The organism is Flavobacterium lipolyticum (genome assembly GCF_020905335.1).
GTDB lineage: Bacteria > Bacteroidota > Bacteroidia > Flavobacteriales > Flavobacteriaceae > Flavobacterium > Flavobacterium lipolyticum.
Genome location: NZ_JAJJMN010000002.1, coordinates 253,444 through 268,199, shown reverse-complemented (window position 1 = coordinate 268,199; position 14,756 = coordinate 253,444). Strand labels below are relative to the sequence as shown.

General features: G+C 37.5%; 8 protein-coding genes. 3 read left to right on the top strand and 5 right to left on the bottom strand.

The window, feature by feature from the left end:
- Positions 1–33: 33 nt before the first annotated feature.
- Complete coding sequence (locus tag LNQ34_RS18005; RefSeq protein ID WP_230000720.1) at positions 34–867, bottom strand: helix-turn-helix domain-containing protein; 834 nt, start codon at positions 865–867, stop codon at positions 34–36.
- Positions 868–1,237: 370 nt separating this feature from the next.
- Here LNQ34_RS18005 and LNQ34_RS18000 point away from each other — a divergent pair, with 370 nt between their 5' ends.
- Positions 1,238–3,646: a TonB-dependent receptor gene (locus LNQ34_RS18000; protein WP_230000719.1), complete on the top strand. Its 2,409-nt coding sequence runs from the start codon at positions 1,238–1,240 to the stop codon at positions 3,644–3,646.
- A gap of 37 nt (positions 3,647–3,683) precedes the next feature.
- Entirely contained in the window at positions 3,684–5,003 is a 1,320-nt protein-coding gene (locus tag LNQ34_RS17995) for a DUF4374 domain-containing protein (RefSeq protein WP_230000718.1), read from the top strand.
- 119 nt (positions 5,004–5,122) lie between these two features.
- On the opposite strand, the gene LNQ34_RS17990 is transcribed toward LNQ34_RS17995, so the two are convergent.
- A complete protein-coding gene (locus LNQ34_RS17990) occupies positions 5,123–6,505 on the bottom strand; it encodes a glycine-rich domain-containing protein (RefSeq protein WP_230000717.1) in 1,383 nt (460 codons plus the stop codon).
- Positions 6,506–6,903: 398 nt separating this feature from the next.
- Here LNQ34_RS17990 and LNQ34_RS17985 point away from each other — a divergent pair, with 398 nt between their 5' ends.
- Positions 6,904–8,589, top strand: a complete 1,686-nt coding sequence (locus LNQ34_RS17985; protein ID WP_230000716.1) for a glycoside hydrolase family 28 protein — start codon at positions 6,904–6,906, stop codon at positions 8,587–8,589.
- 139 nt (positions 8,590–8,728) lie between these two features.
- Here the strand turns inward: LNQ34_RS17985 and LNQ34_RS17980 are convergent, their stop codons facing one another.
- From LNQ34_RS17980 to LNQ34_RS17970, 3 genes are read right to left on the bottom strand one after another with little or no spacing between them, the layout of a single operon-like run.
- Positions 8,729–10,135, bottom strand: a complete 1,407-nt coding sequence (locus LNQ34_RS17980) for an efflux transporter outer membrane subunit (RefSeq protein ID WP_230000715.1) — start codon at positions 10,133–10,135, stop codon at positions 8,729–8,731.
- Positions 10,136–10,153: 18 nt separating this feature from the next.
- Positions 10,154–13,324, bottom strand: a complete 3,171-nt coding sequence (locus LNQ34_RS17975; RefSeq protein ID WP_230000714.1) for an efflux RND transporter permease subunit — start codon at positions 13,322–13,324, stop codon at positions 10,154–10,156.
- A gap of 6 nt (positions 13,325–13,330) precedes the next feature.
- The gene (locus LNQ34_RS17970; RefSeq protein ID WP_230000713.1) at positions 13,331–14,494 is read right to left on the bottom strand and encodes an efflux RND transporter periplasmic adaptor subunit; all 1,164 of its coding nucleotides are present in this window, start codon (positions 14,492–14,494) and stop codon (positions 13,331–13,333) included.
- Positions 14,495–14,756 lie beyond the last annotated feature (262 nt).

The following is a 14,756-nucleotide window of genomic DNA, read 5'->3' as shown; positions in this document are numbered from 1 at the left end:
TTAAGAATGACAAAATTCTGCTATCCGGTTATTTTAGGATTGTATAAATGCGACAAAATCATAATTTACCATCTGTTGCTTTGCTTTTCGTGCAAATGCACCCGGTGTGGTACCACTGTAACGTTTAAATTCTCTGCTCAAGTGAGACTGATCCGTATAACCTAATTCCTGCGCTAAACTGGCAATACTTAGATTGGGCTCGAGCCATAATCGGTTGCGAGCCTGTTCAAAGCGCATGACAGCCGAAACATTTTTAACCGTATAACCTGACGATTGCTTAAAATTTCTTTCTAAAGTACGTATTGTAACATGAGAAACCGCAGCAACCTCACCAACCGACATACTTCCTCCAGCCACTGTCATGGCGGCACCTGCTTTAGATAACAAAGTGTTAGTGCCAGATTTTACTTCTACTGTCAAAAAATAGTCTTCGACTTTAGCAATTGCCTCTTCAATTTTGTGTGAAGCGATCAGATCGTTCAAAACAGACTGAAGTTTAGCAATAGGATGCTGAAAAGCCTGTACTCCCACCTTACCCTTTTGGGAAGACAATTCAAGCAGATCAAAAACCATCCACGGATAACACCTAATACCGATAATTTCAAGTGAATCAACAGAATTGAAAACAGCCGGTTGATGGAGTAACCCAATCATAAATGGTGATGTCAGTGGTTTCATAACTCCATTAGAAGAAATACGAAGCTCATTTCCAAAATAAAAAATAATTTCAGCATAACCATCCGGTATCACTTCAAAATTCGATGGTACTCTCCCGTAATCAATCTTATCATACCAAAAGCACTTTACGCTTTTTTGTAATTCTTCGGCCGGAATAAATTCCTGATGGTTGGTTTGAAAAGAAAGCATAATTAGAAGAAATTAGAGACAAACGATTATAAAACAAACAAAAGCCATTTCAAAAAACTGACCTTATTTTGGCAATAATTCATTTCAAAATTAAGAAATTATTATGTACTATTGCAGCACAACACAAACAACTGTTTATCAGCCACAAACACAGAACACCAAACCTTTCAGTGAACTATTCTTAATTTCGACCTTGGTAATTTAAAAAGTATAATAGTACAAAACACATCCGATTCTTAGACTTCTAAATCTAAATCTATCCCAACATTAGAATTTCTAATGTAATTCTAATGATCTTCTAATTCCTTTATTTAGATTAAATATAAACAATGATCTAGCTTTGCATTTCTATTTAAGAAGTACATAAATCATGAGGTTTTTATTGTTATTGTTGGTATTCGTTCATTTTTCAGTTTGGTCCCAAAATGGGAATATTAAAGGAAAAGTTACTTTTGAAAATTCTGAATCTGCATTTGGTGCCTCAGTTACAATTGCCGGAACTCAAAAATTTGCCTTAGTTGGTAACAATGGTCAATTTGAAATTAAAAATGTTGCTTACGGTACATACATTCTCGAAATTACATCACTTGAAGCGAAAACTAAAACAGTAAAGGTAACTTTAAACAGTCCTACTGCTCAGGTAAATATCTCATTGGAAAAATCAAATGATCCACAAGCCTTAAAAGAGGTTGTTGTAAAAAAGACATCGGTAAAAAGAGAAATTATGACCAAAGGTTTCTCTGTCAATGTGATAGAAACTAAAGACGCTGCCACTCGAAATCTGCAAACCAATGAATTACTTGACCGCTCTGCGGGTGTACGAATCCGACAAAACGGTGGATTAGGTTCAAGCGTAAATTACAATCTGAACGGAATGTCCGGAAATGCCATCCGAATTTTTATTGACGGAATTCCATTAGATACCTACGGCTCCTCCTTTAGTCTTAACAGTATACCACCGGCCTTAATCGAGCGCATCGAAGTGTACAAAGGAGTCACTCCTGCAGAACTCGCTGATGATGCCTTGGGTGGAGCTATAAATGTGATTCTAAAAAAAGGTGCCAAAAATACACTGAATGCCTCTGCTTCTTATGGTTCTTTCAATACTATTCAGTCTAACTTTAATACAACCTATCGCGCAAAATCAGGTTTTACGGTAAAAGGATCCGGTTTTTATAATTATTCTGATAACGATTATGAAGTATGGGGAAGATTTATTTACAATATAGCACCGGACGGAACTCGTGAAGCGGTGCGGGTTAAACGTTTCGAAAACCGATACAGATCCTACGGAGGAAGATTTGAAGCCGGTTTTACCAATGTCAAATGGGCTGACAATTTTCTAATTGGGTTAAATGTCTCTGAAGATCACAATCAAATTCAGCACGGTCAATACATGACAAAACCTTATAAAGGTCGTTTCTCCGAAGCTGATGCGACTGTTTTAAGTCTGAATTACTCTAAAAAAGATTTCCTATTTAAAAAACTGGATTTTTCAACCAACACGGTCTACAGCGGTAAACATCAAATCGTAAATGATACTGTCAGATGGACTTACAACTGGTTTGGTGAAAGAGTAATAGATTTAAGGACAGGCAAACCCCTTTTATCTTATACGGGGGCACAACAAGGTGCACCAACAATCAATACCATCTCAGAGAATGTACTTAGCTCCAGAACCGTATTGACTTATAATCTAAATGAAAAAAACAGATTTATATTCAGCAATTTATTCTATACACTGGATAGAAATGAAGACGATTTAATCAAACCGGAATTTCAAAGAGATTTTGAAGCCACATCTGATTTACAAAAAACGGTTACTTCCCTAGCCTACGAAATGCAGGCTTTTGACTCCCGTCTGAGAACCAATATTTTCGGTAAGTTTTACGAACAAAAAGTAAACCACAGAAAACCGGAATTGGTCACACAAAACGGGCAAACCACGGTAGTGGAAAAGATTAGTAAAAGTACAACTCCGCTATTTGGATACGGACTGGCCGCTTCCTACTTTATTACTCCTGAACTTATGATTACGGCATCAGCAGAAAAAGCCATCAGATTACCAGGTGCAACTGAAATATTTGGAAGACCCAGTGAAAATGTACTGGCTAACCCCAATCTAAAACCGGAGCAAAGCAACAATTTCAATTTAGGATTACAATTTGGCCCTTACGCCATAAATACGCACAAAATTTCGGTTGCTGCAACAGGTTTTTCGAGAAATACCCGAGATAGAATTGTTCGTGTCTCCAATGACAGAGTGAATGATGCCATACAGGTTTTACCGTTTGACAATCTGGGACGTGCGCAATCCATTGGCTATGAAGCATCCTTTAATTATAGCTATAACGACCGTTTGTTTGTATCGATGAACCTGTCAAGATTCAACTCCTTATACAAAAAGAAATACGATGATAATGGGAAGGAGCTGGATTTTTACAACAGACAAATCCCTAATGAACCTTTCTTTACCGTAAACGGAAACGTTCAGTACAACTTTAATGAACTGATTCAAAAGAAATCACAGTTGAATTTGTACTACAACTTTGGTTATGTAGATCCTTTTCCAACAATTTGGATTGACGTACCGGATTCCAAAACACCAGCCCAATTTGCACAGGATTTAGGTTTGAGTTATGTTTTTCCGAACAAACAATTTGTGGTAAGTATTGATGCCAAAAACATTTTTGATAAACAAGTTTTCGATAATTACGCTGTTCAAAAACCCGGACGTGCTTTTTATCTAAAACTGAATTATACCCTTAATAACTTTTAATATCTAATTTTTTAATACAATGAATATGAGAAAAAATATGTTTAAACTATTTACATCTGGTCTAGTTTTAGGTGTATTTTCATTGACTACAAGCTGTAGTAGCAATGATGAGAAAGTTGCAGATCCAATAAATCCTGAAACAACTGATCGCTGGATTACGGTTTCGGGAGCATTAATGCAGGAAAATCCAGGAGACGGAAACGGCGGAACTATGGTTTATGCCGTAACTAAGAAAAACGCCAAAGATCCAAACTATTCGATTAATGTTTATGCAGATGGTATGCCGGTACAATCCAACAGAACAGCTCGTTTGCAATCTTCTGTAGACGGAAAAACGCTTTTCAACATTACTTATACCGGAGCTAATGGTGGAGAATTTATGACCTATACCGTAAATGGAGCTAAAAACTTTACACAATCAGGTACAACTGTAAACATTTCTCAATATGCAGGAACATCTCCAAGATGGAATAAACTTTTTGATGGAGATAAAACCGGTGTAGCTGTAAATGTAACTTCTCCCGTAATTAAAACAAATCCGGACAAAACGTATATGTATACAAGAGGTACTGCTACTGTTCTTGCTTTAGACCTTAAAGGTATTCGTATTTCAAAATACGATCAGTATGAACTTCCATTAAGCCCTCAGGAAGAAGCTTTGGGACACCATATTTTCCGTTTAGATGCTCCTACGATCAACAAAGCGGGAAACAAAGTAATTATCGGGACATGGTTGCGTAAAACGAATCCGGCTACAGGACAAATCGAAACTGCCTATGACCGTTTAGGTGCTAAATCTGTTGTAGTAGATTATCCATCATTAGCGAATCCACAAATTATTTCTTCAAAAGTTGGTTTTGGAGATACGAGCGGTTTCCGTAGCTTCAATAGTTTCTTAGGAACTGACGGTAACATCTATCAGGCTACCCAAAGAGATACCAACAGAGGTTCTTATATCGTAAGAATCAACCAAAACAATCAATATGATGACTCATTTGTAATTAGCCTTGATGCTGCATTAGGCATAAAAGGATCTTATATCGATGCCTGGAGATATGCAGGAAACGGAATTGCTTATGTACTTTACACACAAACCGCAACAGGAAAACAAGGATTTGTTGCAAGAGTAGATTTAAATGCTAAAACGGCTAAAAAAGTAGAAGGCATTGCTTATGACGCAGCTATAGATTTTGGTCAGTACCAAGGTTTTGTAGTGGATGGAAATGAGCTTTACTTAGCGGTTACACCAGTTGGAAAAGACGGAAACATTTACGTTATCGATATCCCAACAGGAGCTGTTACTAAAGGAGCTAAACTGGTAAACAAAGCAGGAAACCATTATATTGGAGTATTCTAAAAAGCTGCACAAGCAGTAAAAGCACTCATAACAATTGTTATTACTTGAGTTTTTTTTTTAATTAAAACATTCCGTTTCAGATTTCTGGGACGGAATGTTTGTTTTTTTAATGATTTCTTTTAGTCACCACCGCACCCTCCACACGAAGAACCGCAAGAACTTCCGCACGAAGAAGTCCCGCATGAAGAAGTCCCACATGATCCTGAACTGGTAAAATTATTTGAAGAAACCGAATTTGTATTGTAATTAATCAATGGCATGAATGAACTTGCTACTATTATATTTCCATAAAGAAAATAATCCCACTCCCAATTCTTTTCATGTGCTGTAGCTATCCTTGCCTTATCTTCAAAAACAGAAGGAATAATAGTTGTAAACATTAAATTCAATACCTGATTGATATAATACAACGAAACTAAAACCAAAGGAACAATCGCAAAAAGTAAAAATGTAATAGGCTTACCTCTCCAAACCCCAGTTATAAATCGGCTAAAACCAATGCTTAACAAGAATCCTAAAATACTCATTACAAGGATCACTACATTCGCAAATTTTTTCGAATCAAAAATTCTGTTTCTTATTCTGTAGGTTGCTTTCTGAAGCTGCTCAAAAATAGGTTTTTGCGAGGCAGTCTTGCATAATTCCTTATAAGACATTGGCTCAAAATCTTTCATAATCTCGACAATACAGTTCTCATATCTATTTTCAACGAAACTTTCATCAATTAATTCTAATCTATCATTTGTTAAAATCTTAATTTTATGATTTATAATCAAATTATTTACCACTCCATGAATTACAGCATCCAGTTTGTTTTCTCTAAAAAACACCATCTCAAGTGCCGTAAGATTCTGCAAAATAAAATTGGACTTAATTGTATCATATAGCGAAAGAAAACTTTTTCGGACGTAAAATTTCAAGAATAAAATTACAACAACAAAAAGCAAAAGATATGCTATAAGGAAATTAGGATTATTAATTTTTATTAAAAATGAAAAGAGAACCAAACACACCGGAAATGACAGAGCGATGGTATAGATTAAAAAGTTTTTTCTAAGTTTTGAAATTTCATAGCTGCTTCTCTCTAAATGTAAAGAATCTAATTCATTATGATAATGCCAAATTTCAGCTAACTGTGGACCAAAATTAACTTCATAAAGCTCCTTTGTCCTTTCTTTTGCCATTTTAAACTTATCAAATTCTGATCTATTATGAGTTGAGGGAATATGTTCTATTCTTTTTCCTAATAAATCACAGAAATCTGAATAAGAATTAGTAAAAATTAAGTGTTGATGCCAGACAATATCAACAATTTCTGAAGGTGAAACCATTTCGTTATTGGTTGCGGCCAGAAAAAGAAACTTTTTATATTCAATTATAGCACTTTGAGTAAAATGAATCGTCCAATGATTCTCTAGTGCTAATCTTGTTGAAAACCCATATTGATCATTTGGTTGATCAAAACTAAATGCTAAAACCTTTTCCCAAAGTGTTTTATTCATAAAATCACTTATATTTTAGTTATACTTTGTAAAATTAAATGCACTATTTAACATTACAAATCTTCAGCTAAAATAACATTATTTCTTTCACAAAAAACAAGCTTAAAATTAAATCTTAAATGTTATATAAGTTCAGTTAAGAAAAAAACTTATATTGACTCGCACAATTTCTATAGCAAAAAAAGAAATCAAACAGAATTTGTAAAATTGATGCCATTCGTGGCAAAACGATCACGTTCAACAATGAAATTTATTTAATGATTATTTTATTTTTGAAGTAAATTATCATTTATAAATATTTTTCAATAGTTTTGTGTAATCGATTACATTTAACTTTTTTTATTAATGTTGGCCTACATTTCCAAAATCAATAAAAAAATCCATAAAAAACTATACCTATGAAAACCAAATCTATTCATCACTTGTTTTTTACAGTGGTATTTTTACTTCTGACCTGTTCCGAACTTACTGCACAAAATTCAGATTCTTATGATACATACAAAGGCATCGAATTTAAAATGCCAAAAGTCAATGAACCGTTAATACCAAATAATACTGTAAATCTAAAAGATTTTGGAGCTGTAAATGGCGGCTATGTTTTAAACACTAAAGCTTTCGCTGATGCCATAGAAGCCGTGTCAAAAAAAGGTGGTGGAAAAGTAATTATTCCACCCGGAATCTGGCTAACAGGTCCGATTATACTAAAAAGCAATATTGAACTTCATGCCCAAACAGGCGCCTTAATTAAATTCTCTACCGACAAAAGTTTATATCCCATTATTGAAACCAGTTTTGAAGGGCTTAACACCTGGCGATGCATCTCTCCTATTTATGGTAAGAATCTGGTAAATGTTGCCTTCACGGGAAGTGGTGTGTGGGACGGTTCCGGAGAAGCCTGGAGACAGGTTAAAAAAAACAAACTGACGGAGGAACAATGGAAGAAATTTATCGCTTCCGGTGGCGTTTTAAATGACAAGAAAGACAGCTGGTATCCTTCTGAACAATATTTAAAAGGCTCCAAAGGTGCTGATCAGAATGTTCGTCATGATCTGAAAACAAAAGAAGAATTTGAAGCCATTCACGACTTCCTTCGCCCAGTTTTAGTGAGCATACAAAATAGTAAAAGAGTATTGTTTGATGGTCCGGTATTTCAAAACTCACCTGCCTGGAACCTTCATCCGTTTATGGTAGAGGATTTAATTGTTAGAAACATAACCGTTCGTAATCCGTGGTTTTCTCAAAACGGTGACGGTCTTGACGTAGAATCCTGCAAAAATGTCATTATCGAAAATTCAAGTTTTGATGTGGGTGATGATGCCATCTGTATCAAATCGGGAAAAGACAAAGACGGTCGTGATCGAGCTGTTGCCTGCGAAAATATCATCGTAAAAAACAACATCGTTTATCACGGGCATGGCGGAGTAACAGTGGGAAGCGAAATGTCGGGCGGAGTGAAAAATCTGCATGTCTCCAATTGTACTTTCATGGGAACGGATGTTGGTTTGCGTTTTAAAAGCACCCGTGGACGTGGAGGAATTGTGGAAAACATTTATATCTCGGATATCTTTATGACCGATATTCCATCACAAGCCATTTCATTTGATTTGTATTATGGGGGAAAATCCATAGCCGAAACTTTGGCCGAAGGCGGAAACACCGTAACTACAAAAGCTGTTCCTGTAAACGAACAAACACCACAGTTTAAAAACATATCGATTAAAAACATCACCATTAAGGGCGCGCAGCAAGCGGTATTTCTGCAAGGTTTGCCTGAAATGAATCTGGAAAATATCGAAATCTCCAATTTGATTGCCAAAGCAGAAAAAGGCTTTTCGATTATTGATGCTAACGGAATTAAAATCAACAATGCCAAATTAGACATCGAAAACCCAACCGTATTTGAGATTTACAATACTAAAAATATGTCTTTAAAAAATATAGCTTTTAATTCGACTTCTGCGAAAGCAATCTCCATTAACGGAGAAGCTTGCCAGAATATTGAGTTGACCGCATCTCCAAAAACAGATTTTTCTAAAACAACTACCCTCGGAGAAACCGTTCCCAAAAATGCTGTGAAGTTTTGAGATTATAACGGGAACGCAACCAAAAGAGTGATTTTGTTTTTCAAAGAAAGCTCACGAAACTCTAAATAGTACAAAAAAAGCGCCTCATCAACTGAGGCGCTTTTCGTTTCAAAATTTAAAATAATAGAAGCCGCGAAGACTATTTCCATCCACCACCTAAGGCGCGATACAAATCAACTACTGCTTGTAATTTTTGCAAATTATCAGTAATCCCGCTTAATTGTGCTGCCAATAGATTTTGCTCTGAAGTTAATACATCGGTATAATTGGTTGCCGAGCTGTACTCTAAAAGCTGTTGTGTGAAATCAACCGCTTTTTCAAGGGCTTCAATTTGTTTTTGTCTTGAATCTTCTTTTTCAACGGCCATTTCATAAGCATACAAAGCATTTGATACCTCCTGCCCTGCTACTAAAAGACTTTGTTGAAAATCATTCAGTGCCTGAACTTGTTTGGATTGTGCTGTTGTTAATCTTGCCTTATTCAGTCCCTGATTGAAAATAGGCTGTGTTAAGCCTCCTATCAAAGAATAAAAAACAGAATTGGTAAAGAAATCCGTTAGTTGCAGGTTAGAGAATCCGCCACTTGCGGTAAGTGTTAAACTTGGATAAAAATACGTTTTAGCCATATTGGTACTTTCAAACGCAGTGCGGAAATTAAACTCGGCCTGACGAACATCCGGGCGGTTTTCCAGCAATTGTGCCGGCATACCTACTGCCAAATTTTCCGGAACGGTCTGATTCCCCAATGTCCCTCTTTCAATAGCGCCCGGAGCTTGTCCCAACAAAATATTAAGAGCATTCTCCGTTTCACGAATACTTCGTTTTAAATCCGGAATCAATACCTCAGCTGCATGTTGATTGGCTTCACTTTGTACCACTGCTGCTCCGGTCACTATTGCACCTTCTTTTAACGCTTTAATCGTTTCCACATTTTTAATACGGCTTTCTAAAGTCGCTTTGGTAATTTCTAATTGTTTGTCATACGCTAACAGCAAAAAATAATTATTCGCAATATCAGCGATCAATTGTGTCTGAATGGCTTGTTTTGCAGCATCTGTAGCAAGATAGGCAGCTAAAGCCGCTCTTTTTGAACTGCTCAATTTTCCCCAAATATCAAGTTCCCAGGAAGTACTTAACCCTAACTTATAGGTTGTTGTCAATGTATTGATATTAATTCCCGGGGGGAAATTCAGTCCCGCCTTTGATTGTTTGTTATGTGTAGCACTCGCATCAAAATTCAGCGTTGGATAATAAGCCAATTTTGCCTGACGCAAAGTAGCTCTCGACTGCACTATATTTTCGATCGCATTCTTTAAATTGAGATTCTGATCTAAACCTTTTTGAATTAAAGCATTCAGTTTTTCATCTTTAAAAACAGTTTGCCACGGCATACTTGCCATAGTAGTCGAATCGGCAGCATTTTGATCGCGATACAACTTATCGGTCGAAATAGCCGACGGACGTTCGTATTTCTTGGTAATCGAGCACGCACTCAGCAGAGCAGCTGCCACTACCACAAGAATATATTTATTAGAACTATAAGTCATTTTTTTAAAATTAAATTACTACTCTTTGTGAGTTTCTATCAATTGCACTTCCTCTTCATCGTCACCTTCATCATCATAATTTTCTTTTGGCGGACCACTCACACGCTCTTGCAATGTCTGAAAAATGATGAACAACACCGGAATTACAAATACTCCTAAAATGGTACCGATCAACATTCCGCCAACAGCACCCGTTCCAATCGATTTATTTCCAACGGCACCTGCGCCCGAAGCAAACATCAAAGGAACAAGTCCTAAAATAAAAGCAAAAGAGGTCATCAAAATCGGACGGAAACGTGCTACCGCTCCTTCAATAGCCGACTGCACAATTGGCAATCCTTTTCGACGTCTTTCAAGCGCAAATTCGACAATCAAAATCCCGTTCTTGGCCAATAATCCAATTAACATGATTAAGGAAATCTGCAAATAAATATTACTGTTCAACTTGAAAATAATCGAGAACAAATAGGCTCCTGCCAATCCAAACGGAATTGAGAACAGTACAGCAAAAGGCAGGATATAACTTTCGTATTGTGCACTTAGCAGGAAGTAAACAAACACCAGACACAATACAAAAATAAAGATCGTCTCACTTCCTGATGCTAATTCTTCACGCGTTAATCCCGAAAATTCATAACCATAACCTGCAGGAAGACTCTCTGCTGCAACTTCCTGAATCGCTTTAATAGCATCTCCCGAACTATAACCCGGTTTTGGTGCTCCTGTGATTGAAATAGAGGTAAACAGGTTAAATCTTGAGATAGATTCCGGTCCGAATACTCTGGTCATTTTTACGAACTCGGTAATAGGCGCCATGGTTCCGGCGCTATTGCGAACAAAGATCTTGTTCAAACCTTCGGTATTGGTTCTAAACTCCGGAGAAGCCTGAATCATCACACGATATTGCTTTCCGAATTTATTGAAATTGGAAGCATACAATCCACCATAATAACCTTGCATGGTTGATAAAATAGTATTGACTGAAACTCCTGCATCTTTCGCTTTTGCCAGATTAATATCCATCATGTACTGAGGGAAACCCGGGTTAAAAGGCGTCGTCGCATATTGTATTTCCGGACGTGCCGAAAGCTTGGCCAGAAATTCATTGTTTACTTTATAAAATTCTGCTGTACTGTGACCTCCTTTATCCTGTAACTGAAATTCAAATCCACCACTTTGTCCAAATCCCTGAATCGTTGGCGGTGAAATAAAGAAGATATTGGCTTCACGAATGCCACTGGTTTTAGCAAACAGCTGACCAATTACATCATTGACACTCAACTCACGATCTTCCCAACTTTTCAATCTCACAATTACCATACTATAGGCACTACCCGCACCTGCGGTAAAGTTCTGACCCACGATACGAAGGGTATTTTCGACACCCGGAATGGTGTGCGCTATACTATCGACCTTTTTCGCTACAACATCAGAACGTTCCATAGAAGCCGAAGGCGGCAAACTGATATTGGCAAAAACTACCCCCTGATCTTCCGCCGGAACGAAAGCTGACGGTGTCGTTTTCATCATATAGAACAAAGCTCCCGCAGCAATAAGTATAGATCCCAGTGCAATCCATTTTTTGATGGAAAGGAACTGAACAGAACGTTTGTATTTTTCGGTTACATTGTCGAACGCAACGTTAAATGAGGTATAAAAACGCTGAATAAAACTTTGATGTTTGTGATCGTCAGCATGTGGTTTTAAAAGTAAAGCACACAAGGCCGGACTCAAAGTAAGTGCGTTCACGGCCGACAAAATAATCGCAACCGCCAATGTAATTCCGAATTGCTTATAGAAAACCCCGGTCGAACCTGTGATAAAGGTTACCGGAATAAATACCGCTGCCATGACCAGTGTGATCGAAATGATCGCTCCCGAAATCTCATTCATAGCATGAATAGTAGCTTTCTTAGCCGATTTGTACCCATTGTCGAGTTTGGCGTGTACCGCCTCGACGACTACAATCGCATCATCGACCACAATACCAATGGCCAAAACCATCGCAAATAGCGTCAGCAGGTTAATGGTAAAGCCGAATAAATTCAGGAAGAAGAATGTTCCAACAATCGCAACAGGGACTGCAATCGCAGGAATTAAAGTCGAGCGAAAATCCTGAAGGAAAATAAATACTACAATAAAAACCAGAATAAAAGCTTCTACCAAAGTGTGAATTACCTTCTCAATTGAAGCATCCAGATTTTCATTGACATTGATTAATACGGTATACTTTATGCCTTTCGGAAACGTTTTTACGGCTTCGTCAATCAATTTTTTAGAATTATTAATGACATCACGTGCATTCGAACCGGGAGTCTGACTAATCGCAATACCTACAGACGGGCGTCCGTTTGTGGTACTGGTCGAAGAATAACTTAAAGAACCTAATTCTACTTTTGCCACATCTTTTAAACGCAATAATTGTCCGTTTCCGGCTGATTTAATGACAATCTCTTCAAATTCTTTTGCGCTTGTTAAACGCCCTTTGTATTTGATTACATATTGAAAAGCCTGATCTCCGTTTTCACCAAATTTTCCCGGTGCCGCTTCAATATTTTGTTCTGCCAAAGCAGCCGAAACATCACTCGGAATCAATTTATACTGCTGCATTACATCGGGTTTCAGCCAGATACGCATCGAATAATCTCTGGAACCGAAAACGGTAACATCTCCTACTCCCACTACACGCTGAATTTGCGGTACTAAGTTGATCTTAGCATAATTTTGAAGAAATGTCTGATCGTAGGCTTTATCGTCACTGTACAAAGAGAAAATCAATAAGTTACTACTCTGACTTTTGGTTACAGTTACCCCTGCCTGAGTTACCTCAACCGGCAATAAACTGGTAGCTCTGGAAACCCTGTTTTGTACGTTTACTGCAGCTAAATCGGGATCGGTTCCTACTTTAAAGAAAATTTTTATAGAGGCATTACCATCATTAGTCGCCGTAGAAGTCATATAGGTCATGTTTTCTACACCGTTGATCTGCTCTTCCAGTGGAATTACGATACTTTTCAGGACCACATCTGCATTCGCTCCGGTGTAACTTGCTGCTACATTCACGGTTGGCGGTGCGATGTCCGGATATTGCGCAATAGGAAGCGCTGCCAGTCCCAGTATCCCCAGGATTACGATAATAACCGATATTACCGTAGATAGTACCGGTCGTTGTATGAATATTTTAAACATTTCTTTTTATTTTAAATCCGCGTAAACCGTTTCTGCACTTTGATTCTGAGCTTTAATTTCTGTTCCGTCTTTAAGTGCTGCCACCCCTTCCAGAACAATTTGGTCTCCGCTCTGCAAACCGCTTTTTACGACATAATAATTTCCTGCAGTGTTTTCTAAAACCGTAATATTGGCATTTTTAGTTCTCCCGTCTTTTCCAACTACTACGGTAAATAATTTATCCTGAAGCTCGAAAGTGGCACTTTGAGGAACAATAATCGCTTGATTCACTTCATTTGGAATTCTTACTGTGGTACTGTTTCCGCTTCTGATGATGCTTTTTGTATTGGGGAAACGTGCTCTGAAAGTAACGGAACCCGTCTCGGTATTGATTAATCCGTTTACGGTTTCAATACGCCCTTTTTCACCGTAAGCTGTACCATCTGAAAGAAGCAGAGAAACAGCAGGCATCTTTTTAATTTTTTCTGCCAGTGCAATTCCGGAATCTGTATTCTGAGTAAAGTTCAGGAGCTTTTTTTCATTCACTGCAAAATAAGCATATACATTTCCGATGCTTGAAACTGTCGTTAAAGGATCTGCGGTATTAGAACTCACTAAACTTCCCAAACGAAATGGAATAGAGCCCACGACACCGTCAACAGGACTGGTTACTGTTGTATATCCCAAGTTTGTCTTCGCATTTACCAAACTGGCATTGGCCTGCGCCAGTGTTGCTAAAGCCGATTCATAAGTATATTGTGCCGATTCTAAATCGTATTTACTGATGATTCCTTTTTCAACCAACGGCTTCACTTTATTGACTGCCAGTTTAGCCGCACTTAAATTAGCCTGAGCACTTTTGATACTTGCAGTAGCTGTGCGAACTTCCTGTTCATATTCCGGAGCACTAATTTTAAACAGAGGCTGCCCGACTCTGACCACAGCACCTTCATCAACAAAAATCTTATCAATATACCCTTCTACCCGCGGACGAATTTCTATATTTTGCTGCCCCTGAATACTCGCAGGGTAATCTGTATATAAAGTAGCCGATTTAGGTTCTAAAGTCAGCGTTTTATATTCTTTAACTTGTGGTGCACCTCCAGCCTGAGCCGCTTTATCATTTTTGTTTCCACACGAAGTGATCACAATAGATGCTGCTAGAATACTTAAAAAAGATTGCTTGTTCATTTTTATGGATTGTATGATTATCTATTTATTAAGGAACAAAAGAACTGAAATAGAACACACAAAATTTTTACAATAGACGAAAAGCCCCCTGCAATCGATAAAGATTAGATGAGAACCGATGGAAGATGTTCCCTGATAAATAAGTATTTTTGTAACAGCCTCGTCGGCTCTAAAATGGTTTTTACGGGTTGTAAATCTATTTTCGGCGATTGGTTTTATATGCTGTTCAAATAAAATGTAATATTGTCCCTAAAATCACAAC